This is a genomic window from Peribacillus acanthi (genome assembly GCF_003073175.1).
GTDB classification, from domain to species: domain Bacteria; phylum Bacillota; class Bacilli; order Bacillales; family DSM-1321; genus Bacillus_BN; species Bacillus_BN acanthi.
In genome coordinates, this window is record NZ_QBBX01000013.1 from 94,994 (window position 1) to 121,233 (window position 26,240).

The window sequence follows — 26,240 nt, forward strand, 5'->3', positions numbered from 1 at the left end:
CCGTCCGAACGTTCCTTTGGCCCGGATTTCTTTTGGACATTCACCACCAGTTCTACTTTCCCATTTTCCCCTTTTGTCGGTTCCGTCCCCCTGGCAATGGTGAAGCGTCCCGGTAGTTCCGTATTGACGGCCCTCATAATTTCCCCGTGGTTGAATCCTTGGGCGATGCCGATGGATTCCAAATGAGACAAGATGTCTTTATATCCTAGGCCAGTGATGATTTCGACGATTTCTTCGGATTCTAGCACGATATGGAAGTCGGGATCCACGTCCTTTACCCGGTGGGTGATCTTTTTGCCTGGCTCTACATACAAGAAGACATTCAATCTGTTTTCATCCATGCTAACCTGCCATTGGGGAGCCATCTCGATTTCTTCTGTTTGAATTTCAAAGGAGTCCTCCTTCGTCACGACCATCGTCCCGTGGACTTCTTCGCCATTCTTAAGGAGCTTGACTCCCTTCCCTATCGTAATGGTTGGATAATGTAGCGGGGATGGCTTGCATTGGATGAAACCGTCCTTGATCCACACCTTTCCATCCCTATCACTCGATTGCTCCTCGTCTTCCTGGAGTTCCTCTTCCCTTACATCTTTAATCTCGCCCTGTAGTTCTGGTGTTAGAACCATGTCTTCCAACAGCCCGAGTATTACATCTTCTTCGACTTCGATAGAGAGTTGGGGAGGAAGGAGGTCATTTCTGCCCTGGATTTTCGTCAGTTTCACTATTGCTTCTTTCGATCCTAGCTTCCAGAGACCCTTGGTTTCTTTTTGGATGACTTCGATTGAGACGCCTTCCTTGTTCGTCCCCAAGACTCCTAATCCAATCTCGATGGCTTCCAAAATATCCTTACCCTTTGATAAAACCGATTGTTCCATTTCGCTCACCTCCCCCAAGAATGTACGGGAGAACTCTGCTCGAAAATATTGTCCATATAGGAGTTCTTAAATGCACCTGTATATTTGTTGAAATAGACCCGATCGGGTGTACCCAAAAGGTATCCTTGGGCAAACGGGACATTCAACAGCTTTGCCTGTGCCAAGTCCACGTCCTTTTCGATTCCCTCCAGTATCAGCCCCATCTTGTCGTCTGAATACTGGACCAGCAAAGAAATCATGTCCTGCTTTTCCTTTGATAGATACAGCTCATTGGCGAAGTAACGGTCCAATTTAATGAAATTCGGGGAAAACTCAATGATTTTTTGCAGGGTGGCTGCTCCTTTTCCGATGTCATCGAGTGCCACCAAGAACCCGTATTCCCTCAGCATGGACACCTTCTCCTTCAATTCTGGGATATCCCAAACATAGTCCTCGTCCTGTGTCTCATTTAGTTCAAATACAATTTTCCGCTTTACTTTTGGATATCGATCCAACAAGGTGCATAGGAAATCTTCGAATTTCTCATGGAGCAACGTGGATGGATACAGGTTAACGAACAGGAATTCATCTTCTAAAAGATGGATCGGAAATGAGTTGATGGCTTTTGAAATCGACAACGTGTCCAACTCAAAAAGGAATCCATTTTCCCGAGCTCTCCTGAAAACATCCTCAATGCTACCCTCATAGGATCCATCGGGAAACCGTAGCAATGCTTCAAAACCAAATACCTTCCAATTCCCCAAATTCCACATCGGTTGATAGACATGGTCCATTTCCTGTTTGGAAACTTCTTTAAAGATATGGTTTAACACATTCATCCCCTCCTATTGAAACGCCCTTTACACTATGGATAGATTAGTTACTATCAATGTAACTTTTATCCTATAGGCTGTCTAATCGACTGGGGGCACAACAGGAGGTAAATGAGGCCGAAGAGCATACACGAAGGACAGGAGGGGACGAAAAAAGGACATTTGACGACAATTTTTGTACGATTAGGAATATTGGCAGGATGATGAAAAGGGAATGACCAGTGCTTAGGTCACTCCCTTTTCTTCATAAGTATTTATCGACGAGCCTTAAAAACGAGCGGATATGGATGGGTTTCGTGATATACTCCTTGAACCCTCTCGCCAAAGCCTTATCAATATCCGCCTGCATCGCATTCGCACTTAAGGCGATAACGGGAATGTGGTTGGTAAGGTCATTTTGCTTCAGTTTGTCCAACACCTCAAATCCGGTCATGTCAGGGAGGTGGATATCCAATAAGATGAGCGAAATGCCCGATTCCTTCGCTTTTTCTAGCCCTTCTTGCCCAGTAGTCGCAGACCTTAATTCGTAGCCTCTTTGGGCTCCGAGAATTTCTTTTACGAGCGCAAGGTTTGAAGGATTGTCTTCCACATACAGGATTTTATGAATGTCACGACGAGCCTTTTGGAGGATTTCATGAGATTCATGGTCCTTGAGCACTTGATTTTCCGTTTGATGAACAGGCAGCCAGAAAGAGAAATCACTTCCTGAACCTACCGTGCTTTTCAAGGAAATGTCTCCTCCCATCAACAGGATGAGCTGTTTGACTAAGGAAAGTCCAATACCCGCGCCTTCTACCTGGTGATTTTCCAATCGGTAAAACGGATCGAATATCCTTTCCTGTTCAGAAATCGGGATTCCTATTCCATCATCTATAACATGGATTATCAACCTTCCCTCCTTCATTCCACAGGTTAAGGTGACCTTGCCTCCCTCTCGGTTGTATTTAATCGCATTGTCTAATAGGTTCAGGATGATTTGCCTCAACCGGATTACATCGACAAGAATCTCATTCTTAGGACAATCCAGGAAGGTACTTTGAATGACAATCGATTTTTCCCGTGACGAAGGCGTCACCAAGTTGATGCATTCGTTGATGACATCCTTAACTCGCACCCGCTCTTTGTTTATTTTCAATTTTCCGGTCTCAATCCTTGAAAGGTCGAGGATTTCATTGATGAGGTCGAGTAAATGGCGCCCTCCCTTTAGTATTTCCAATACGAATTTTCGTTGTTGCTCTGTGAGGGCACCATCGAGCTCCAGCAATTGAGAGAAACCAAGAATGCCATTCAACGGCGTGCGTAATTCATGGCTCATGTTGGAAAGAAACTCAGACTTGGCTAAATTGGCCTTAATCGCCTCTTCCTTCGCAAAAAGGATTTCTCTGTCCATCATCTTCTGCTCGGTCACATCCTCGAACGTCCATAAATGCCCTTTCAGCTCATTATCATGATAAAACGGAAAGTATCCTTGCTTCAATGTCCGATCATCGAGGGTCTCGAACTCCTTCGTGCCCGCTTTTCCATCAGACAGGATACTTTCCTCACTGAAGGTACTCGTTCCCCAGTTCCTCAAAATCGCCTTTCGATAAGGGAGACAACTTTTTCCGATTAAGTTCTTCAAGGGTTCATCAATCTTGAACATCTTACAAAACGGGCGGTTCAAAGCGACGATATTCATATCATTATCGACCACTAAAATCCCGATGGGCAGGCTGTCAATCAAGGTTCTTCTCAAGGCGTTCGATTCGCGAAGCTTGATTTGTTGCTCTTTTTGGAGGGTGATATCCGCCATCGTTAACAGAACCGAAGGAACGTCGCTTTCGTTATGAAGGGGTCGTATCAATTTCGAATTGACGGACAGCCAGGTGGTTTGCCCCTCTTTTTTCACCCCAACTACTTCAGCCGTAATTGGCTTTCCTGTCTTTAGGGTAATATGAACGGGACTTTCTTTCAGGGGTAACGTCAGGATAATGCGGATTTACAACGCTAAGCCCATTTTCAAGACGATTACCCCAATTTTAACAACGTTAATACAGTTTTAGTGGTCTTAGAGAATCTAACGTAACTGATTTTTCAGAATTAAAACGGTACTCTCCTAGTAAATTAATATGCTCCCAGCCTAAAGGAGACATATGATGCAACAAATCTTCATTAATATTACCTAAACCTCTTTGGTATTCAACTGCTTTTGTCAGATGTAGAGTATTCCAGACACTAATAGCGTTGATAATTATGTTTAAAGCACTGGCTCTTTGCAATTGATGCTGTATGGTTCGTTCCCTAAGCTCTCCTTGTTTTCCGAAGAAAATAGCTCTTGCCAGTCCGTTCATGGCTTCTCCTTTATTCAATCCCCTTTGGATTTTTCTTCTTAAAGATTCATCCGAAATGTAATTAAGCATAAAGATTGTTTTTTCTATTCGTCCCATTTCGCGCAAGGCTGTTGCTAAACTGTTTTGTCTTGAATAAGAACCTAGTTTTCCCATAATAAGGGATGCTGAAACTGTTCCTTCCCTTATAGAATGAGCTAATCGCAAAACATCCTCATAATTCTCTTTAATGACCTTTGTATTTATTTGTCCACGTAAAATGGCTTCTATTTTTGGATACTCACCTGCTTTATCTATTGTAAAGAATTTCGAGTCCGATATATCTCTTATTCTTGGAGCAAATTTAAATCCTAATAAGTGGGTCAATCCGAATATTTGGTCCGTGTAACCGGCCGTGTCTGTATAATGCTCTTCTATATTTAGATCCGTCTCATGATGCAATAAACCATCCAAAACATGAATTGCATCCCTTGAATTAGTATGAATAATCTTTGTGTAGTAAGAAGAGAATTGATCACTCGTAAATCGATAGATGGTGGCTCCTTTTCCAGTTCCGTAATGTGGATTTGCATCTGCATGTAGTGATGAAACACCTAGCTGCATTCTCATTCCATCTGACGAAGATGTTGTGCCATCTCCCCAATAAGAAGATAATTGTAATTTGTGATGAAAATTTACTAATACAGCTTGGGCTTTATTCATTGCATCTTCATACATGCGCCATTGAGACACATTGGCTAGTTGCTTATATGTAAGACCAGGTGTTGCTTCAGCCATCTTGCCTAATCCAATATTCATTCCCATTCCTAAAAGGGCAGCCATAATAATAATCGTTTCTTCTTTATCCGGTTTTCGATTATTAGAAGCATGAGTGAATTGCTCGTGAAATCCTGTTATATGGGCAACATCCATAAGTAGATCGGTTAATTTTATTCTTGGCAGCATCTGATAAAGACTTGCACTAAATTTCTTTGCTTCTTCTGGAACATCTTTTTCTAAGCGTGAAATTGATAGCTTTCCTTTTTCAAGAGAAACCCCATCTAATTTGTTGAAATTGGCAGACAACCACTTTAGTCTATCGTTAAGGCTTCTGGTTCTCTCTGTCATATAATCTTCGAATGATAAACTAACTGATAATCTCGTATTCTCTTTCGTTTGATTCCATGTAAATTCGGAAAACAAATATTCCTCAAAATCTCTATATTGTCTGCTGCCAACAATGGAAACATCTCCTGCTCGAATATGCTCCCGAAGTTCTGTTAAAACAGCCATTTCATAGTAATGACGATTGATTGTTGTACCATCATTCTCGTATAAATGCTTTTTCCAACGTTTTGAAATAAAATCCACAGGTGAGTCATCAGGTACTTTTCGTTTTCCGGATTCGTTCATTCCTCGGATAATCTCTACAGCTTGTAAAAGTGGCTCATTTGCCTTTGTAGAATGAAATTCCAACACCCTTAATAGCGTTGGCGTATATTTTCTTAGTGAATAAAATCGTTTTTGCAGTAAGTCTAAATAATCATAGTCAGCAGGACGTGCAAGCTCCTGGGCTTCTTCGACCGAAGAGACAAAAGAATTCCATTCAATAACGGATTCTAAAACCTCAAAAACGTCTAATTTTTCCTGTTTTGCTTTGATCAAAGCTTGTCCGATGTTCGTGAAGTGTATAACTTTCTCATTCAACTTTTTACCGTTCAGTTTCTGAATTTCCTCTTGAGCCTTACGACCTTTTGATAAGAGACTAAGTATTTGTCTGTCATGAATTTCAAAAGCTTTATCCGTCAAATCTTGATTAAGATGTAATAAATAGACGGTTAGTGTTGAATATCGTTTATTTTCCTGAAAATCACGGAATGCATAAGGCTCATATCTTGAACCCAAGCGAGACAGCTGTAACAGGCGATTGCGGTGCAAATGATTAATTTGCACCGTTTCTAATTCCATTCCTCGTATGTATTCGAGTCGTTCTATTACTTTTAGAAAGGTTTCGGGTGAAGGATGTCCCGGTGGTTCTTTTAACCAACCCAATATCGTTTTATTGGATTCTGACGAATGCTGCAAGGTAATAATATCTTCAAGTTTTTCTTTTTGTTCATTTGTTAGGGATTGACTAACCGTGTTAAATAGCTTCTTTTCAGCCATTTCCCTTGCTTCCCACACTATTCTTTCAAGTGTAGTGATAGCAGGCAGTATGATTTTGTTTTTTCTTAGAAAATCTATGCATTCATGTAGTAGATGAATGGCATCACCATTTTCCAAAGCCAATTGATGTAGGTGCTTAAATGTCATTCTATATTCTTTCAGAGTAAAAGTTACTAGTTTATATTCAATTCGAATTTCTTTCAAATGATCCCAAAGTGTATTGTCTCTTTGAGGATAAAGCTTTAGCGAGGATGGACTAGCACCGATTTGTTTTGATATATAATGTATGACTGAATCCGGGATGTTTTTGATATGAGTGTATGGCCAACCGGGATATCGAAGAACAGCTAATTGAACGGCGAACCCTAAACGGTTTTCTTCTCTCCTTCGCTTATTGATAATTTCTAAATCCCGTTTGGAAAAAGTGTAGTAGGTTCCTAGCACCCACTCGTCTTCAGGAATTTGCATAAGGACCTGTCGCTGTTCCGATGTAAGCAATTCTCTACCTCTCGCAACTTTCATACAGTATCATCTCATTTCTGTAATTGTTCAGTTAATTAGTTCAATTATATATCAATAGAGTGTACTCTATTGATACAAGTGTTAGAGACTGATAAAATAATAGGTAAGAGCGTCTCATAAGACTTGTCTCAAAAATGAGGTGATATTTTGCGAAAAATCGGTTATATACGTGTCAGTTCGACTAGTCAAAATCCTTCAAGGCAATTTCAGCAACTGAACGAAATCGGAATGGATATTATTTTTGAAGAGAAAGTTTCTGGAGCAACAAAGGATCGCGAGCAACTTCAAAAAATGTTGGAGGATTTACAGGAAGGCGACATTATTTATGTTACAGACTTAACTCGGATTACTCGGAGTACGCAGGATTTATTTGAATTGATTGATTTAATACGAAGGAAAAAGGCAAGCTTAAAATCACTCAAGGATACATGGTTAGATTTATCAGAGGATAATCCATACAGCCAATTCTTAATTACAGTAATGGCTGGTGTGAACCAATTAGAGCGTGATCTTATCCGTATGCGTCAACGTGAAGGGATTGAGCTAGCTAAGAAAGAAGGAAAGTTTAAGGGTCGTTTAAAGAAGTATCATAAAAATCACGCAGGAATGAATTATGCAGTAAAACTATATAAAGAAGGCGATATGACTGTAAATCAAATTTGCGAAATTACTAATGTATCTAGGGCTTCATTATATAGAAAGCTATCGGAAGGAAAAAAATAGTTTGTCCTGATTCTATCAAAAGGTGTATTCTTTTTACCAACATTTTTAGGCATGAAATGTCGGCAATTATTATCTATTTTGTTTTAAAGTAAATATTGAAAGGGAGTAAACTTATGGATTGGCTAGAAAGAATGAACAATGCGTTAAACTACATTGAAAATAGCCTGGATGAAGAAATAGACTACAAAGAGATTGCAAAAGCAGCTAATTGTTCTGAGTTTCATTTTTCGAGAATGTTCTCTTCAGTGTCAGGTGTATCGCTATCAGAATATATTAGACGCAGACGGTTAACACTTGCAGCATTTGAAATTCAAAAAAGTGATATTCGGATCATCGATGTGGCAATTAAATATGGTTATGTTTCTTCTGATACTTTCTCACGTGCTTTTCAAAAAATGCATGGAGTAACCCCTTCCACTGCTCGTAATAAAGGGGTACAGTTAAAAGCCTTTCCGAGAATTTCCTTTCAAATTTCTATTAAAGGAGATACCGAGATGGACTACAGAATTGAAAACCTTGATTTTGAATTAAGAATTGTAGGAAAAAGTAAGCCAGTAAAAACAAGCAGAGCATTTAAAACAATCCCTACACTTTGGAACAATGCGAAAAAAGATGGATTTATGCAAGAATTAATAGATATGTCTTGGGAAAATCCAAAATGCACGCTTGAAAGCCTTCTAGGGGTTTGTGGAAAAGAAGCAGCCATCACAGATGAAGAGTTTTCCTATTTCATGGGTGTAAGATACGATGGTGAACCCCCCTCAAATATGGAGACGCTTATTATTCCCGCAAGTACATGGGCAGTTTTTCCGAACATAGTAGATGCATGGAAACGATTATATTCCGAGTGGGTCCCTACCTCAGAGTACGAACTTGCAAATTTACCGTGTATAGAATGTTATTACGGGCCGAATCATAAACCAAGACATGAACTCTGGGTCCCTGTCATCCCTAAGTAATTTACATATTCAATAATAGAACTCTGTTTATGGTGAACAAAAAAGCCTTATTTCTCCATTAAGTTGGCGAAAAATAAGGCTTTTTATATTGAAATTTCCTTATTGTTGTAATCACCATTTTCCAGAAGCGCCTCCTTTAGGAGATTATCGCAAAAATTTTCCAAACCGTATGGGGATGGTTTGATGCTCAAGATTATAATATGAGGTGTTTTATGGATAATTAATTAATAAATGGAAAGAATACCTTTGAGTAACCTAGAAATAAATTTTATTTTATTTGCTCATTAATTATTAAATCCTAATCAGATAGTAGGTTTAACAATGCAATCACATAAAGCAAATTTTTCACAAGTATTTGTTTTGTTTATGATGAGTATTGGCTTAATGAATCACGTAATGGTAATTCCTATGTTATTAGCGATCTCAAAGAGGGATTCGTGGATTTCTGTCCTCTTATCTGGAGGATTCATTCTCGGTTGGTTACTTTTTATTCAATTTATTATGAAAAAATTAGACCATACACATCTGTATTCATGGTTAAATAACCATTTTGGCAAAATTATTGCAAGGGGATTATGTTTTTTAATATATATATTTATCCTCTTATTTATTGGAGTTACCTTAAAGGATATGATTGTATGGACCGTTACATCCTATTTCCCACAAAGTCCTGCGCCTATATTAGCAATGCTATTTTTAGTTATCTGTTTTTTTGCTGCAACTTCTAGCTTTACAACCTTATCTATTCTCTCAGGTTTTTTATTAGTATTTGTTGTTGCATTAGGCTTTTTCGTTATGAGTCTTAATTTTCCTCATAAGGATTATTCTCAATTATTCCCTATCCTTGAGAATGGATTGACACCCGTTATCAAAGGAACCGTCTATAGTTTAGGTTCTCTGCTAGAAGTGACTTTAATATTTTTTATTCAACATAAATTAAAAATGAATATCAAGTCACGGAGTTTTATTATGCTCGGCTTAGTGTTGATAGGCTTAACGCTTGGACCTTTATTGGGTTCTATTGCTATTTTTGGACCTGAAGAGGCTTCTAATCAGAGGTATCCTGCTTACGAAGAATGGAGATTATTGAAGATAGGAGTGTATATCGAACATGTAGATTTCTTTTCAATTTACCAATGGTTATCAGGTGGATTTATTAGGATAAGTTTTGGTTTATATATTATTGGACAATTATTTTTATTTAAAAACGAGAAAAAAAGGAATGTATTAATAGGAATCAGTTCACTAATTACATTTGTCGCTGTTCTTCTTCCTATAAGTGATATCGAATTTGTTCGTTTTTTACAGAATGTTTATTTTCATTTATCTTTTTTATTTTTACTTTCCTTTTCAATAGTATTAGGAATTTTAGTTTTTCTAAAAAGAGAAAAGGTGAGATAATCCTTGAGAAGATGGAATCAGAATACAAAAAAAGAGGGTAATGGAAAATTTTCTATCTATAAACCAAATCCAATATTAAATGAGGAAAAAATACGTTCAACATATCAGCATAGTGAGGATGTCAAAGTTGTTCTCCATAAAATTGGGAGTGAAGAAAAAGTTGTTGAGACCTTTTTCATTTATTGCGAAAGTTTAGTGGACAAAAAACAAATAAATCAGATTGTTATTCCTCAATTAGAAAAAATAGCTCAAAAACATCAATATCTTTTCTTAAAAGAAGAAATTCATAAGTATCAACAAGAGCTAGAGTGGACACCTCTAGAGGTGGAAGAAGGGTTAGAGTCTATCTCTTTGGAAATATTTAATGGAAATTTAGTTCTTTATTTTCCTAAGTCGTTTACCTTTTTTTCTGTCAGTGCTTCGAATAAACCAAACCGTTCTACAGAACAATCTAATTACGAAATATCCGTACGTGGGCCAAGAGACAATTTTATTGAAGATATTTCAACAAACGTGGCACTTATTCGTAAAAGATTAAGACATCCCACCTTGTCTTATCAAACGTTGACGTTAGGTAAACGGACCCAAACTCAAATAGGGATATTATATTTAAAAGATGTAGTTAATTTAGAGATTTTAAATAATATTCGAGAATGTCTAACTTTAATTGATATTGATGGCGTAATTAGTTCAACTCAAATTCAAGAGATGGTATCGAAACAATCTTTATCTATTTTTCCTCTTTGTGGTGATACAGCTAGACCAGATTTTGCAGTGGAATGCTTATTGCAAGGTAGAGTAGTGATTATAATTGATGGCTCCCCAATTGTTATTATCGCTCCTGTTACTATAACTTTTTTAATAAAAGCTGCAGAAGATTCCCACTTTAATTTTCTAACTGTATCATTTGCACGCTTTTATCGGTGGTTTGGATTTCTTTTAGCTGTCTTCCTACCCGGATTTTGGATGGCATTACTTGCTTATCACCAAGATCAAATTCCTTTCCCTCTTCTTGCGACTGTGACTGTTGCAAGATCAGGTCTACCATTTCCAGCACCACTTGAGCTTATAATTGTTTTGTTTCTTTTTGAGATGTTCCGTGAAGCCGGTCAAAGATTACCCTCCCCCCTTGGTCAAACCCTTTCAGTGGTAGGCGGACTTATCATTGGGGATGCAGCAATCCGTTCGGGTTTTATCTCCCCATCTGTCATTGTTATTACTGCTTTATCTGCTATTGCGGGATATACCTTAGTAAACCAAATATTAGCAGGAGCAGTATCCATACTCAGAGGGTTTGTACTATTATGTTCAATTTTGATGGGGTTATATGGATTTATGCTTGCCGGATTCGTAATCGTTCTTTATATCTCAAGATTACGTTCCTTTGGAATCCCTTACTTAGCTTTAATTTTCCCAAAATCTAGTTCAGATTTTTTCAAGGGATTGTTTCGTTTACCGTGGAGAAGTTATAGACAAAGAGTTGGTTATCTCCGAACCAATGATAGTTCTAAAACGGACGAAGGAGAAGGAAAACAGTGAAGCTGCACAAAATAAAACTAATAATTATGATGCTTATCACTAGTGCAATGTTATCTGGATGTTGGAATATTAAAGAAGTTCAAGATATTTATTATGTTGCAGCTCTTGGTATAGATTTTAAAGAAGGAAAATATATAGCTTATGCTCAGTTACTTGACTTTTCTAACGTTGCTAAGTTAGAGGGGGCTAGACCTGATAAACAACCACCAGTGTGGATAGGAAGAGGTGAAGGTTTTACCATTACGGAAGCATTAAATCAATTATATAAGGATGCTCAACAAAGACTTTTTTGGGGACATGTATCTACAATAATATTAAGCGAAAGTCTGCTCAGACAAGATATTAAAGACTCTATTGATTTTATTAATCGGTACCGAGAAATACGCTATAATATTCTCTTATACGCTACAAAGGAACCCATTGATGATATACTTAAAACAAAAGCCTTTTTTACATTATCGGGGTTGTCTACCATTCTCCATGAACCAAATGAAAGTTATAAACAACGATCTTACATACAACCTAAACAATTTTATCAATTTATTAGAGATAGTGATCCGATGGGGCAAACTGCTTATATCCCATCACTTAAAATTTCAACAGAAAATTGGAAAGAAGAATCCAAAAAAGCACCATTATTAAGAAATGATGGAGCGTTCTTTGTAAGGAATAATCGCCTAGAAGGATGGCTTTCTGAGACTGATTTAAACGGTCTAAGATGGATGGATGAAAAAACCGTTCGATCTCCTGTGTGGATTATTGAGAATGATAGCGCTGTTGTTTCCGTAGTGATAGAGAAACCTAAGATTACAATTTCCCCTATTATGAGTAGTAAGCCCATACTTTTTAATATTCGAGTTGAAGTTCAAGCTGGAATAAATGAGAAGATCAAGGAAATTAGTGATAAAGAGTTGATTACAAAAACTGAAGATATTATCAAATTAGAAATTCTAAAATCCTTTGAAAAAGGAATAGAAATAAATGCAGATATCTACAAATTAGGTGAATCATTATATCGCCAAAACCCAAGTAAATGGAAAGAAGAAGTGAAAGCAGGATCGTTTTACCTAAATGGACACAGTATAAAGAATTTAAACGTTAAAGTTAATTTAGTTAACTCCGGAAAGTTGAAGTATCAAGATGGATCCTAATATTAATTCAAACGGTACTTATAGTTTTTTAAAAAGGCCTAAACTCTTGCAACACCGAGAAATTAGGCTTTTTTATATTGAATTCCTTAACGTTGTAAATCCGCATTTTCCTGACGCTACCCCTTTCAGTGTTAAAGGTTGCCCATCATCCCGGATAAATTCAAATCCATTTTTCTCCAAATCCTGTGTATGAAGTTCGTTTGTTTTCACATCGAGCGCTTCATAAATATTGCCGTACAAGTGGGTGGCATGGTAGGTATCATTAAATAGCATGATGCCTTCTGACATGCTGCTTAAGATATTTTTATACCATTCCTCATTCCTTTTTTGAGTTTCTTCGGCCTTTTTCCGGTCCGTGATGTCCACTCCAGAACCAATCACCTCCACGACTTTGCCATTTTTAAATACAGGGCTTAGAATGACATAGTAATAGACGCCGTTCAAATCCGCTTCGTATTCAGTTACTTTCCCTTCCCAAGCCTTCCGATAGGCTTCAATCTTTAGGTACGTTGGATACCCTTCGGGAAGGATGTCTTCTAATGATTTTCCCACCACCATCGAAGGGGTGAGCCCCAGCTTATATAACAGTTCTCCATCGCACAAGGTATGGATGAACCGGTCTCCCACCTTGATATACTTCAAGGTCAATCCCTGTTGTTTTCTGATGGTGTTGACCAAATCCCTCTGAGCCTTATGGATTCGTTGCCTGTACTCCTGGACATCGGAATTATCCCTCCCCACCACAAAGGCACCTGTCACTCTCTCTTCAATTACTATCGGAATGAAGGTTAAGAACATGGGGATGGACGAACCTTCTAAATCATACAGGGTCGCCTCCATCGCCTTGCGCTCTTCGTACTTTAGGTCGATGTTGGTGATGCTTACCCTATCCCGGTCTCTTTCATGGAAGAAGGATAGCAAGGGCCTGGAGATGATGTGGTTCTTTTCTCCTTTCAGCAGTTCCATCCCCTTTGAATTCACATGGGTGATTATTCCTTCCATATCGACCGTGAAAACCAAGTACGGGTTTTGATCCACCATGGAACGATAATGACTTTCCGTAAAACGTTGCAGCTTTTCCGCCTGGATTTTGTCATAATGGGCAAACAGAATGATGATAAGGACAAAGAACACCGTCGTAAGAGATAAACCAAACGCAAGGAGCTCCGTCGAAATATAGTTGGATAACCCCTTCATTCCGTCTCCGATCCCATGGTTTCCCTGGTTTTTGTATAGAATCATCGATTTCATCGCGCTATAATGGACGGCGGAAATGCCAAGACCCATGATGACACTGCTTACTGTCGTCCTCACTAAATGGTACGTGTTCCTTTCATTATGTAACAACAAATAGATAGCAAGCCCCGAGGCCCCTATCGACACAATGATGGATAGAAGAGCAAGAACCCCATCGTATTCGATTTCGTACGGCATGTTCATCGATTTCATGCCTAAAAAATGCATGGACAGGATGCTCATTCCCATGACGACCGATCCCAAAAATAAAATAGGGATTTTCCTTTCAAAATACAGGATGATCGAGAAGGATAGGCACGAAGCAATAAAGGCCATCAGCAGAGAGAGAAGCGTGTAGCCCGCATGGTAAGAAACCATGACATGAACGTTATATCCAAGCATCCCGATAAAGTGCATGGACCAGATACCAAGCCCCATGATGAACGATCCGGAAATGATCCACACCATTTTTTTCTTATGTGGGGAATCCCCGATCCTGGCAATGCTGTTAAACGAAGCAAAGGAAGACAGAATCGCCACCAGAATCGATAAAATCACCAGTTTATAATCATAATCTCCTGAAAAAGACATACCACGATCACCTCATTTATGTAGAACCATGATATATAAACACACAGTAATTGACAATTCAAATTCTTCCAAAAAAAGAGCGGATGATTGAATCGCCATTCATTTCATGCTCCACCCTAAACATTTCAAGCCCCCATTTCCGCCTTTCAGGATGAAAAAGGGACATTCGGAGATAAAATCCGCCCTATCACTGAATTTTCCACTTGCATTTTGTCCATGGATTATTAGAACCAAAGGCTTATCCCTTTCTCCCAAACCTTGGTTCCAACAAAAAAACTGGCCAAAGGGTAGATCCCTGCAGCCAGTCATGCTGTCAATCATTGATTTCCGAGATTAAATCGCGCATTTCATTGATTTTCAGTTTGGAAACGAAGGCTTGTTTATCCAAGCCCTTGAAATACACGATGAATGTCTCATTTTGAGGAGTGATATGGGATACCCATTTTAAATTAATGATAAACGAACGATGTCCATGGAAAAAGGTATCTCCCAGGCGCTCCATGATCCTTCCGAGAGTCTCGTTCGTTTCAAACATTTCCCTTGAGGTATACACCAAGCACTTCTTCCCAATCTTTTCGATGAAAAAGATGTCATTCAGTGGGACGAACCGGGTACAGTTCTGACTCTTTAGCGGCAAGTGCTCGAACATTCCCGCTTCATCCGTATCCTCTACAGGGCCTCGTTCGAAGGACAGGAGCGACCTTGCCTTTTCCATCGCCTTGTACAGTCGATCCTTTTCGACGGGTTTGACGATATAATCGACTGCCGCCAACCTGAATGCCTCAATAGCGAATTCATCATAGCCTGTAATGAAGATGAATTTCAGACCAGGATGGAAAGACATGCATTCCTTGATGGCGTCCACCCCATTTTTCTTCGGCATATTAATATCCGCAAGAACTAGGTCAGGCTTTTTCATCATCACTTCCTCGACCATTTCCTCTCCATCCGAGCAGACACCAATAATCTCCACTCCTGAAAACTGGCTAATATAGTATTCCAATATTTCGACTGCATCACGATTGTCATCTACTATCAACGTTCTAATCGGGTCCATTCTTTTTCCTCTTTCTCTAGTTTGAAAACCGATCCACCTAACATTCTTACGTATGACATGAACCTGAGGTCATCGATTGAATGTGTCCCCTCGATGCCTTCTACATCATTCAATCAAACCTTATTAATCTTTGAGATCGGTACTGCTATTAGAAATCTTCCACGTCTTTCAACAGGGGCAATGTGAACCAAAAACTACTCCCACTGCCAAGCTTGCTTTCGACCCCCACCTCGCCGCCCAACTCCTGTGTGAATTGCTTGACGATGGACAGGCCAATTCCCGTTCCTTCAATGTTGGATTCCCGGTTAAAGATTCTGTAAAACGGAAGGAAAATAGAGTCCTGCTCCTCATAAGGGATGCCGATTCCGTAATCGGTCACCATCACTTTGACATATTCTCCATCCTTCTTAAATTCCACTAGCACATCCCTATGTTCAGGTGAATATTTGATGGCATTTGACAGTAAATTCGAGAACACCTGGGTCAGCTTCATGGCATTTCCCTTGATCCTACATCGGTCACCAGTGGAATCTTTCATTTCGATTCGAATGGTCTTGTTGACCGCCAGTGGCTTCACCGTTTTCAGGCTCTCCTTGTACACGGAAGAAATATCAAGGATTTCCCACTCGCCCTGTTTTCTGGAAGATTCGACTTTTCCTACCTCCAGGATATCATTGATCATCCTCAACAGATGTTGTCCGGACTTCAAGATTTTTTCGGCCCTGTCCTTTTGTTGGAGAGTCAAAGGTTCCTTGCTGTCTTCCAGCAGAATTTGGGAAAATCCCAGGATCGAATTCATAGGGGTCCGGAGTTCATGGCTCATCATCGATAAAAATTCCGTTTTGGCTAGTGCCGCCTTTTCAGCCTGTTCCTTCTTTTGGGTGAGATTCGAAATTAATTGGCTTCTTTCCAATACAGGGGCGACCTGTGCACATATGCTAGAAATCAGATCCAACTCATCCTCCGTGAACCTCGTTCTCTTCCTAGTACCAAATGAAAGCGTCCCTATTAATCTACCATAGGAAAGCAGTGGGTGGCACACATACGCCTTGATGCCCATCCCCTTTACCAAACTCACCATCGGGTCTTGGGAGGAGTCGATGTCTTCCGCTACCCTCGCCTTTTTTTCACGAGCTGCACGGCCGCATACCGCTTCCCCAAGGTTCAACCACTCTATCTCATTAGCAATGGTCTCTGAAATTCCACTATAGTTCATTAATTTCAGGTTATGGAAGGATTCTTGATAGATATAGTTGATATACACATCCAGTCCGAGATGCTCAGACAGGTCACGGAACAATGAATCCAATATTTCCTTGGGCTCTTTATTGAAAAGGATATGGTGTGCCGCTTCACTGAGCAACACGATTTTCTCATGATTCTTGCGAAAGGCCTCGTCGATATTCTTTCGTGAAGAAATATCACGGAATAGAACGGTCACTCCATCTAAAGAGGGGTAGATATGAACTTCTGCCCAATCCATCTCACCTTTCGACCATGCACATTCAAAGTGCTGGGGTTGTTGAATGGCCATGGAATGCTCAATCTGTTCTTGCATGCAGGTCAAGGTCTCACCTTTTAACACATCCATGAGAGACCGACCGACCACGTCATCCTGTATTACCAACATCTCTTTGGTCGGATGGTTCACATAGAGGAATCTCCCATTGGCATCCAAGCTGAACACTCCATCCCTTATTCTCCCTAACACCGAACTCTCGTGAGCGGAGACCATTAATCCTTCCATTCCATCACCCATTATTAGTTATTTTGAATATCTTCATCGTACAACAGGACTTCACATATATGAACTTGAAAATATTAGAAAAATAGAATAGGAGTGTACTACTCCCATTGGAAACATCACCGAGATAAGAATGACAGGATTGGATCCGAATTTCAACGCCTTCTTTTGGATTTCCTCCCTATAACAGGAGGAAAAGAGCATCTTCTAAGCCTATAATCAGACTTTAATCACATGAAATCCCACACCTCATGCCCTAAATGGGACCTTTCGCGTCAACGATATTGTACCGGGAAAAGAAAATCCATACTATTAACCTATAAACTTCCATTTACATATAGGAGGAAAAATGGATCAATCCCAACTCACCATCGCAGTCGAATACACCTTTGCATTCGTTTCGATCTTACTGTTCATCATCCTACTCCTAGAAATATACCCACCCTTGAAGAAGAAGCACCCTGGGCAACTATTTGATGAACATGTCTATGAATCTCTTTTCAATGAAAATCCAAGTGCTATATTCACTCTGGACAAAAATAAAAAAATCGTGAAGATGAATGAAGCCACGCACTTTCTTTTTGGTTTCCAGCTTCATGAATTGCATAACCAAGAGTTCAGTTTGCTCTTGAATCCAAACAGCTTTACGAAATTTCACCGACATTTTCAACTTGCACTCGATGGAGAAAGCTCCACTTGCAAACTTCAGGGGTTTCATAAAAATGAAAAGGAATTGACGCTACGAATCAAATTCGTCCCTCTTTGTAAATCCTCCTGCCCACTTGGTGTGAATATCATCATAGAGGATCAAACAGAGAAAGAACGCACAAAGCGGGCTTTCCAAAAGGCCAATTCAAGACTCGAATCATTCTTTGAAAGCACAGCGGACGCGATCACCATCACCAACACGGATAGTATCCTGCTGTATGTGAACCCTTCCTTTGAAAAGTTGTATGGATGGTCAAAAGAAGAACTTTTAGGCAAGAAGTTACCTATCATTCAGACTGCATTAGGGCAAGAAGAAGCGATCCGGAAACAAGCTTTGCTAGAAGGAAAGCACATTCCGAATTGGGAAGCCACCTTTCAAAGAAAGGACGGAACGCCCATCGATGTCAATGTGACCATCTCCCCTCTATTCGATAGCCATGGAGAGGTCGAAGGATTCACTTCCATCACCCGTGATGAGACCTCTCGTAAGGAAATCGAGAAAAAGCTGAAAGAAAAGGAAGAAAGATACCGAATTCTTACCCAATATAGCTCTGACTTAGTTAGCATCCTCGATTCAGAAGGGAGGTTTCAGTTCGCGTCGCCATCTCATATGACCGTACTAGGGCTCGATTATGAGGAACTTTTGGGTGTCTCTGCTTTTCCATTTGTCCATCCGGATGACAAAGACCAGGTATGGGAGCATCTCCATACTTTGATCCTGACGAAAGAACCCGTCCAAGCGACATTCAGGTACTGTCACCAAGATGGGAGCTACCGTTACTTGGAGGCTTTTGCTACCCTCATCGAAAATGGCAGCGACCAATCGATGAAGGTCCTGGTCACGGCAAGAGATATGACCGAGAGAAAACAGGCTGAACTGGCATTAGTAGAAAGCGAGAAGAAATACCGTATACTCGCCGAGCACTCTTCCGATTTGATTCGCTTGATTGGTACGGACGGGTATGTGCAGTATGCCTCTCCTGCACATAAAACTGTTCTTGGGTATGAACCATCCGACCTGCAGGGCAGAAATTTCAGGACTAATATTCATCCTGATGATCGTGAAAGGGTTCATGAACTCTTCCATGATCTGGTCGAAAATCCCCGACCAACCTTGATGCAATATCGAAAGAAGCGGCAGGACGGACAATATATATGCATTGAGGCGCAGTGTTCCCCATACTTCAATGAACAAGGGAGCCTCAGTCACTATATCGTCGTATCCAGGGACATATCTGATAGAAAGCGTTATGAAAGGGAGTTGGAGCACCTAGCATACCGTGATTTCTTGACCGGTGCCGCCAATCGAAGACAGTTCCAAGAAGACCTTTCGAACTTGGTTGAAAAGAGCCACTCTGGACAGGTGTTCGCTCTGCTCTACATGGATTGTGACCGATTCAAATGGGTCAACGATACGATGGGACATGAGGTGGGGGACGAGCTTTTAAAGCAGTTCACACATAGGGTCAACGAATTGCTGCGGTCAAAAGATACCCTCTACAGGCTAGGAGGCGATGAATTCGCCGTCCTCTTAAAGGACGTTACAACTCGCAGGGACATTGAAACCGTGGCACAACGGATTATTCAAACGATGGAGAACCCGTGGAACATACAGAATCATGAGTTCGTGACAACAAGTTCCATCGGCATCAGCATCTACCCAACCGATAGTATCAACAAGGATACCTTGATCTCCATGGCAGATGATGCGTTATACAAAGCCAAGGCATCCGGGAGAAACCTCTACAGGTTTCACAGCAAGGAACGAGAAACGGTGAGCGCTGCAAACGATTGAGGGCGAACCCATCAACAGGTGACCATGATGACGTATGAATTATGGGTTCACTTTATTCATTAGGAGGCTGAACGTGAATAGATTGCTTCAAGATTGCTTTTGTAAAGCGAATAATAAAGAATTGAGGATGGAGTTCTTTAACAACCTGGTGAGCATTGAACATCAAGAACGATATGGGCACGCCCTTCATGACCTCAAGGAATATCAATGGCTGGAAGAACTTTTTGTTACCATCATGTCCAACGCTACTACGAGGGACTTGATGTTCCAAGTGAAAGAATGGGACCTCTACACCTACCAACATTCCTTCGATGTGTTCCTTTTAAGCAGCTTGATGGCCAAGAGGCTGGGGGTGGTGGACATCGAAGAATTTTCAACAGGGGCATTGCTGCATGATGTTGGAAAGATTCGGATTCCCCAAAACATTCTGGCCAAGCCAGGAAAGTTAACACCGTTTGAATTCGACGTGATTAAGAACCATACCGTTTTCGGATATTTGATTTTGCTCGGCCACGATTATCCAGAATCCATCGCCTATTTGGCTAGGGATCATCATGAGAAAAACAATGGAACCGGTTATCCAACGGGTCTGACCGGAAAAGAGATGCCCAAACATCTGCCTGTTTTGAGCATTGCTGACATCTATTCCGCCCTTACGTTGGACCGACCTTACCGGAAGGCTTTCAATCCATATAAAGCTATGGAGGTCTTGTTAAAGGAATACCAATGCGACGATCCCTACCTGTTCCAGCGGTTCTTCATGCTCCTTGGGATCTATCCCCTCCATTCTATCGTGGAACTGACGGATGGAAGAAGAGCGCAGGTCATTGGGACCTTTGAAAAGCGTCCCTTTTCCCCTCTTGTCAGAATATTGGACGATAAAGAGGAAACGGTTGTCATCAACCGGACCTTGACTGTAAAGAGGATTATTGAATTCTCACAGAAAGAAGGATCCAAGGGAGAACCTGGATAAAGGGAAAGTCCACCTGTGACTTTCCCTTTTCCCCTTTATGCGAAGAATCCACTCTCTATACCCCTCTCCCTCATAATTCCTTTTGAATGCAAGACTAAGAGGGGGGGATGGACAGGATGTTACCTATCTCTGGTGAAATAGCAATCTTAGATTTTCAGTATTCAAGGTTTTGGCCCCTCCTATTTGATTTCCACCTTTACCAATTTCACACCCGCCTTCTTGGCTTCCTTCACTGCTTTTACCATCTTCTTCCCATCTACTTGTTCCTTCTTTTTCTTCGGCATGATCTGACACCTTCCCATTTTTAGAGTTTAGTAGTATCAATATCACCCTTATTTCAGAAAAATATACAACTTGGTTCTAAACCCCCCTTCCCTGTCCTATATATCTATAAAACATGGAAAAGTGGAAAAGTGACCATGAGTTAAATCATAAAATAAAAGGAGGGGATGGGGAGGTGGAGAACTTAAACCCCCTGTTCAAAAATCTGCAACGTGGTGACACTATTTTAGAAACAGAAAGCATTTCCCAACAAACCACCAAACGAGCCACAAGAAGCGACAAGCAACACAACATTAAGTTTCCGGTTTCCCCACTTACGCGGATGAAGCTCCGAACCTTATGCAAGTCTGTAGAGAGGTCCTACCAACAGGAAAGCGGAAAAACTATGAGCCAGACCGTCTTCAATACTTCCCTCCTTCGGTATGGATTGCGGCATCCCGCACTCTTGGAGTGGAACACGGAGTATATAGAGACGAAGACGTACATGCATGTGATGGTCCCAAAGACCCTTTACCAGGAAATAGGAGGACCCTATGGTCTTGCCATCCGGCATGGATTATCGGAACGAAAGGTCGTTTTTCACATCATCCATTCCATTCTTATTCATTTAGAAAGGGGGAATTCGATTGAAAAGATCATACAGTCGGTATAATCTCCTTCAGGAAAAGCTAAGGGGAAATAGGCCGAAGAGACTGTTTCATTCTTTCTTTAGCAGCGGCAGAAAATACATCACACTCGTGGTGGGGTACTATGACTATTTAAGGGGAAAAGTGTTCATCGATGACCTCTTAGACACCTTTGAAGAGGCACCAGAATTCGATATTGCCGTGTTGATCCATCTATTGTACCAGGACTTCATGAACCAAATTAAAAAAGGATATGACAATCGTCAAATTGCCCTGTTTTTAAGGAAGAAGAAAACGGAGTACTTAGAAGCGGACAAGCAGGAAAAAAAAGTAATGAAGCAAGTGACACAGAATATTTTCACTTTCGAGACAACGGAGGAAGACGTAGAGTCTCCACATGGGGAACGAGAGAAACAAGCTCACATCACCATACGCATCAAGGAAACGGAACTCCTAAGGGGAGAGATTTTCCTTCACGACCTCTCACCTTTCATGGCACACACTACGTTAACCATAGAGGACTTGATGGTCATCCTATACCTAGACTTCATAAAACAAGTCAAGGAAAACGGAAATTCCTCAAAGATTCAAAAAAGCATATTACACCGTTTAAACAATCTTTGATTCTCCCTTTTCATCTGTAAATTGGTCGACTAGCAGGTAGCAGGAATACCCACTGAAAGGACGGGCATACTACTTCACGAAGCAGGATGTAACCCTAAACCTAAATCCCCACCCACTTGCTTGCTCCACCGTTAATAGGCATTCGAAGTCATAATAAACACCTTCAACATTTTATCAAAATTACAACTTCTTCTTGCACTATCCTCTTCAATACATCATTCTCCTTACATATGTTCAAAAAAAGAGCAGCTCATGGGCCGCTCTTTTTCCTAAAGATGATGATGGATGGTGTGGATAAAATTCGAAATTGAAATAGGCTTGGTTAGATAATCACTGAATCCCTTGGACATGGCATCTTTGATCTCCGATTCCATAGCATTGGCACTAAGAGCTATAATAGGAATGGCTTTCGTTTTTTCCTCACTTTTCAATATGTTAAATACTTCATAGCCATTTAGATCCGGCAGATTGATATCTAATAGGATGAGGTCGAACTCCAGGTCTGCTGCCATTTTCAACCCTTCTTGCCCAGAGGAGGCCGTATAAAGGTCAAAGCCTTGTATCATCCCCACAATTTCCCTCACAAGTTGAACGTTGGAGGGATTATCCTCGATATAGAGTATGTTCGGTTGGTTCCTGTTATGAACAAGCTCGATGCTCGTTGGCTTAGGAAACGCTTTAGTCCCGGATAGGGCATTCTTGATGGGTAACCAGAACCCAAAATCGCTTCCCTTCCCGACTTCGCTATTGACCTGGATTTCTCCCCCCATTAACTGGATGAGTTGTTTGACCAAAGCAAGGCCAATGCCAGCGCCTGTAGCATCCTGGTTTTCCAAGCGATAAAACGGCTCGAAAATCCGATCGCTTTCGTGTGAAGGAATGCCAAATCCGGTATCTCTCACATGCACAATCATGGATTCATCCCTAACTTCACAGGTAAGAATTACTTCTCCATGTTCACGATTATATTTGATGGCATTGTCCAAGAGATTCAACAAGATCTGCCTTACCCTCATTTGATCGATATACACCTCTTGGTTCGGATCACCGATGAATTCCTTATGAATGGTAATCGATTTTTTATGCGCTGCATGCAACACCAGATTGACACTTTCCTCCATGATTTTGCTAACTTGGACTCTTTCATGGGATATTTTCATCTTTCCGGTTTCGATCCTGGACAGGTCCAAGATTTCATTGATGAGAGCCAGTAAGTGGCGCCCACCCTTCAATATCTCCTGGGTGAAGTTCATTTGCTGTTCTGTTAAGCTTTCATCCATCTCCAATAATTGAGAGAAACCCAATATTCCATTCAACGGCGTCCGGAGTTCATGGCTCATGTTGGAAAGGAACTCTGACTTGGCAAGGTTTGCTTGAATGGCTTCCTCTTTTGCAGAAAGAATCACTTCATCTAGCATCTTTTGTTCCGTGACATCTTCAAAGGTCCACAAGTGACCTTTCAATTCTTGATCCATATAGAAAGGGAAGTAACCTTGTTTGTAAGTCCGGCCATCCACCGTTTGGAATTCCTTAATTTCCATTTTCCCTTCGGGTTTCTCGTTTTTCGTATCCCCTCCGTTGCTGACTCTTTCCTTCAAGATGGCTTTTCGATAAGGCATGTAGTTTTTTCCTATTAACTCCTCCATGGGTTCCTCAATTTGAAACATCCTGCAAAATGGTCGATTTACCGCGACCATATTCATGGCACTATCCACCACTAAGATGCCAAACGGTAAGCTATCAATCAACGTACTCCGTAACGCGTTGGATTCCCGAAGTATATTTTGTTGTTCCTTTTCTAAGGTAACATCCGACATCGTCAACAACACGGTAGGAACGTCAAATCCATACTCTTCTGAGTCCAGCAACTTGGTATTGACCGATAGCCATTTTTTATACTGGTAATCACTCACACCCAGGATTTGTCCCATCACAGGCTCCCCTGTGGTAAACGAGATGTTGACCGGGCTATCCTCCAACTTCAAGGGAGTCCCGTCTGAGGAATAAAATTGAATGCTTTCTGGATCGAAGGATTCCTTTTGCAACACATCCTTTTGGATTCCAAATAGGTCATACACACTATGATTCAAATGTTGGATACTATGGTCCGCGCCATACAGCATAATTCCTTCGGACATGGTGCTTAAAATATTCCGATGCCATTTTTCATTTCGGATTAACGTCTGTTCCGCTTTCTTACGATCGGTGATATCCACCCCAGATCCGATGACCTCCACGATTTCTCCGTCCTTGTAGGCTGGACTTAATATCACATAATAATAGACGCCATTCAATTCAGCTTCATATTCCGTAACGTTTCCATCCCAGGCTTTTCTATAGGCCTCGAGTTTAATATCGGTGGGATAATCTTCAGGCAGCACGAGGTCTTCCAATGACTTCCCCACTACCATATCAGGAGTGAGCCCCAATTTATGGAGCAATTCCCCTTCACATAGGGTATGGACGAAGCGATCCCCGATTTTTTTATATTTTAAAGTCAAACCTTGTTGTTTTTTCAGAGTATCCAACAAGTCTTTCTGTGCTTGCTCAATTTGAATTTTGTATGCGTATAGAGCTGATACATCCGTTCCCACTAGAAACGTACCCTTCCTATGTCCATCCACCATAATCGGGACAAAGGTGATGGACATAGGAATCGTCTTACCTGATAGATCGAAAATCGATGCTTCTAAGACTCGTTGCCCCTCATCATGAGGATGTCCTAATAGATAGGAAACCCGATCTTGATCATCCTTATGAAAAAAGGACAGCAACGGCTTTGACACAATGTCATCCTTGCTTCCATGTAGGATGTCAATTCCTTTAGGATTGACATGTTGGATAGACCCATCCTGGTTGATTGTAAGCACCAAACAAGGATTTTGATCGACTAGGGACTTGTATTGAATATCGGTTTGCTTTAGCAATTTCTCGACGATAGCTTTATCTATATACGCCATAGCCACGACTATCGCGATAATCAGGATGGTCGAAAAACCGATTCCATAGGCTATCGCATTTAGGGGGACTTCTTTAGAGAAATAACTGAGGGTCAAATGGGCTTGTATCATCGATGGAAATGTCGTTGCTTTAACCACTATGAACTGATTCGATAGAAGGTTGGCGCTGGACACCCCCATCCCAATCACAATGGAGCTGAAAATGGAATGGCTTAATTTTTGTCCATTTTTTTCAATTCTCCATACCCAATAAAGCCCGATCCCACCGGTCAAAGCCCCCATAAGGAACGATACTGCTCCGTACAAAGGTTGATACATGAGTTCCCCCTCCAACTCCAAGGATTGGATATCGAGGAATTTCCTTAGACTCATGATGAGAGCGATGGTCACGGCACCGAGAACTAAGAAGACCTTTCCGTTCCTTTCTTTAGCTTTTATAATAAGAAGCACGGTGAGGTAGGAACATATAATAGAAAAAAGTAACGTAAAACCAATCATGAATACATTAAAAGTCCTGGAATCGTTCGGGGTCAAGGCGATCAAACTAGTAAAATACATCGTCCAATACCCTAGACCTATCACAAGGGAACCCCCATACATCCAAACCTTTTTCCACATCCCTTGTGAATGGATGACTCGTAGTAAAATATTCAAGGTAGTAAAAGTAGATAAAATTCCTAAAAATACTGATAAAATAAAAAGATTTACATCCAATGCACCTGTAACGATCACACTCTTCCCCATTCTCGCATGAAATTTTTCTCTAGGAATAGATGTACTTTTCCATTCCCCTCTAAAATCATATCGGTTTAATCCCTTCGGTACTAAATAGTATTTTATATATTGGTTTAACCACACCGACATATTAGAAGGAACCAACCAACGTTTCTTCGAAAGAAGCTTGGTTGGTTCCTTCTAATATGGGCTCTTTTCAAAAACCCTGAAATCGAGTAAAGGAATAGGGTCCGCTCCCGATATAACTGTTACATCTATGGACATCAAAAAAAGAACCATCAAAAAGATGCTTCTATTGTTTAACTATTGCCCCCGTTTGTTTAAGTACAATTATTCACAATCTTTTTAGTGAAAAAGGATGTCATAGGTCTGTTGTAACCGTCAACCCCGATTGGACACTTTTTGCTCATTAGCGCTGAACACTTTTTAATCTTTGAAAATCCTTTGTTGGTTCT

17 protein-coding genes are annotated in these 26,240 nt (G+C 40.7%); 9 read left to right on the forward strand and 8 right to left on the reverse strand.

Annotated elements, in window-relative coordinates:
- The 4 genes from DBX25_RS21410 to DBX25_RS14010 all read right to left on the reverse strand — a co-directional run.
- Positions 1–875: Jag N-terminal domain-containing protein (locus DBX25_RS21410; RefSeq protein WP_240620314.1), on the reverse strand; the 875-nt coding region annotated here is incomplete at its 3' end.
- A gap of 5 nt (positions 876–880) precedes the next feature.
- Complete coding sequence (locus tag DBX25_RS14000) at positions 881–1,693, reverse strand: EAL domain-containing protein (RefSeq protein WP_108671435.1); 813 nt, start codon at positions 1,691–1,693, stop codon at positions 881–883.
- A 238-nt stretch (positions 1,694–1,931) separates the two neighbouring features.
- Positions 1,932–3,575, reverse strand: a complete 1,644-nt coding sequence (locus tag DBX25_RS14005; RefSeq protein ID WP_108671436.1) for a hybrid sensor histidine kinase/response regulator — start codon at positions 3,573–3,575, stop codon at positions 1,932–1,934.
- A gap of 139 nt (positions 3,576–3,714) precedes the next feature.
- Entirely contained in the window at positions 3,715–6,681 is a 2,967-nt protein-coding gene (locus DBX25_RS14010) for a Tn3 family transposase (protein ID WP_108671437.1), read from the reverse strand.
- Positions 6,682–6,828: 147 nt separating this feature from the next.
- On the opposite strand from DBX25_RS14010, the gene DBX25_RS14015 reads away from it, so the two are divergent.
- The 5 genes from DBX25_RS14015 (at position 6,829) to DBX25_RS14035 (ending at position 12,454) form a co-directional block, all read left to right on the forward strand.
- Complete coding sequence (locus tag DBX25_RS14015; protein WP_108671438.1) at positions 6,829–7,404, forward strand: recombinase family protein; 576 nt, start codon at positions 6,829–6,831, stop codon at positions 7,402–7,404.
- Between the two features lie 113 nt (positions 7,405–7,517).
- On the forward strand, positions 7,518–8,363 hold the full coding sequence (locus DBX25_RS14020; protein WP_108671439.1) for an AraC family transcriptional regulator: 846 nt from the start codon (positions 7,518–7,520) through the stop codon (positions 8,361–8,363).
- A 321-nt stretch (positions 8,364–8,684) separates the two neighbouring features.
- Entirely contained in the window at positions 8,685–9,764 is a 1,080-nt protein-coding gene (locus tag DBX25_RS14025) for a GerAB/ArcD/ProY family transporter (RefSeq protein ID WP_108671440.1), read from the forward strand.
- A gap of 3 nt (positions 9,765–9,767) precedes the next feature.
- A complete protein-coding gene (locus DBX25_RS14030; RefSeq protein WP_240620316.1) occupies positions 9,768–11,303 on the forward strand; it encodes a spore germination protein in 1,536 nt (511 codons plus the stop codon).
- Positions 11,300–12,454, forward strand: a complete 1,155-nt coding sequence (locus tag DBX25_RS14035; protein ID WP_108671441.1) for a Ger(x)C family spore germination protein — start codon at positions 11,300–11,302, stop codon at positions 12,452–12,454. The genes DBX25_RS14030 and DBX25_RS14035 overlap by 4 nt, the downstream gene beginning before the upstream one ends.
- Before the next feature lie 72 nt (positions 12,455–12,526).
- Here DBX25_RS14035 and DBX25_RS14040 read toward each other — a convergent pair whose 3' ends face one another.
- From DBX25_RS14040 to DBX25_RS14055, 3 genes are all read right to left on the reverse strand, one after another.
- Positions 12,527–14,281 (reverse strand): MHYT domain-containing protein, encoded by a 1,755-nt coding sequence (locus tag DBX25_RS14040; protein WP_108671442.1) that lies wholly within the window; start codon positions 14,279–14,281, stop codon positions 12,527–12,529.
- A 313-nt stretch (positions 14,282–14,594) separates the two neighbouring features.
- Positions 14,595–15,338, reverse strand: a complete 744-nt coding sequence (locus DBX25_RS14050; RefSeq protein WP_108671444.1) for a LytR/AlgR family response regulator transcription factor — start codon at positions 15,336–15,338, stop codon at positions 14,595–14,597.
- Between the two features lie 148 nt (positions 15,339–15,486).
- The gene (locus tag DBX25_RS14055) at positions 15,487–17,097 is read right to left on the reverse strand and encodes an ATP-binding protein (RefSeq protein ID WP_108671445.1); all 1,611 of its coding nucleotides are present in this window, start codon (positions 17,095–17,097) and stop codon (positions 15,487–15,489) included.
- Positions 17,098–17,431: 334 nt separating this feature from the next.
- On the opposite strand from DBX25_RS14055, the gene DBX25_RS14060 reads away from it, so the two are divergent.
- The 4 genes from DBX25_RS14060 to DBX25_RS14080 all read left to right on the forward strand — a co-directional run bounded on the left by DBX25_RS14060 (position 17,432) and on the right by DBX25_RS14080 (position 22,090).
- Positions 17,432–19,585: a PAS domain S-box protein gene (locus tag DBX25_RS14060; protein WP_108671446.1), complete on the forward strand. Its 2,154-nt coding sequence runs from the start codon at positions 17,432–17,434 to the stop codon at positions 19,583–19,585.
- Positions 19,586–19,658: 73 nt separating this feature from the next.
- Complete coding sequence (locus DBX25_RS14065; RefSeq protein WP_157950974.1) at positions 19,659–20,558, forward strand: HD-GYP domain-containing protein; 900 nt, start codon at positions 19,659–19,661, stop codon at positions 20,556–20,558.
- A gap of 621 nt (positions 20,559–21,179) precedes the next feature.
- Positions 21,180–21,470 carry a hypothetical protein gene (locus tag DBX25_RS20670; RefSeq protein ID WP_157950975.1) on the forward strand — a complete coding sequence of 97 codons (291 nt, stop codon included), beginning with the start codon at positions 21,180–21,182 and terminating at the stop codon, positions 21,468–21,470.
- Positions 21,467–22,090 carry a hypothetical protein gene (locus DBX25_RS14080; RefSeq protein WP_108671450.1) on the forward strand — a complete coding sequence of 208 codons (624 nt, stop codon included), beginning with the start codon at positions 21,467–21,469 and terminating at the stop codon, positions 22,088–22,090. Before DBX25_RS20670 ends, DBX25_RS14080 begins: the two co-directional genes overlap by 4 nt.
- A gap of 269 nt (positions 22,091–22,359) precedes the next feature.
- Here DBX25_RS14080 and DBX25_RS14085 read toward each other — a convergent pair whose 3' ends face one another.
- On the reverse strand, positions 22,360–25,914 hold the full coding sequence (locus DBX25_RS14085) for a PAS domain S-box protein (protein WP_157950976.1): 3,555 nt from the start codon (positions 25,912–25,914) through the stop codon (positions 22,360–22,362).
- Positions 25,915–26,240: the final 326 nt, after the last annotated feature.

Bases quoted from the DNA above. Each gene is read 5' to 3' on its own strand.
- DBX25_RS14050 (WP_108671444.1), bottom strand. From the start codon at position 15,338: ATGGACCCGATTAGAACGTTGATAGTAGATGACAATCGTGATGCAGTC.
- DBX25_RS20670 (WP_157950975.1), top strand. From the start codon at position 21,180: ATGCAAGTCTGTAGAGAGGTCCTACCAACAGGAAAGCGGAAAAACTAT.
- DBX25_RS14025 (WP_108671440.1), top strand. From the start codon at position 8,685: ATGCAATCACATAAAGCAAATTTTTCACAAGTATTTGTTTTGTTTATG.
- DBX25_RS14060 (WP_108671446.1), top strand. From the start codon at position 17,432: ATGGATCAATCCCAACTCACCATCGCAGTCGAATACACCTTTGCATTC.
- DBX25_RS14020 (WP_108671439.1), top strand. From the start codon at position 7,518: ATGGATTGGCTAGAAAGAATGAACAATGCGTTAAACTACATTGAAAAT.
- DBX25_RS14055 (WP_108671445.1), bottom strand. From the start codon at position 17,097: ATGGGTGATGGAATGGAAGGATTAATGGTCTCCGCTCACGAGAGTTCG.
- DBX25_RS14085 (WP_157950976.1), bottom strand. From the start codon at position 25,914: ATGTCGGTGTGGTTAAACCAATATATAAAATACTATTTAGTACCGAAG.
- DBX25_RS14010 (WP_108671437.1), bottom strand. From the start codon at position 6,681: ATGAAAGTTGCGAGAGGTAGAGAATTGCTTACATCGGAACAGCGACAG.
- DBX25_RS14000 (WP_108671435.1), bottom strand. From the start codon at position 1,693: ATGAATGTGTTAAACCATATCTTTAAAGAAGTTTCCAAACAGGAAATG.
- DBX25_RS14040 (WP_108671442.1), bottom strand. From the start codon at position 14,281: ATGTCTTTTTCAGGAGATTATGATTATAAACTGGTGATTTTATCGATT.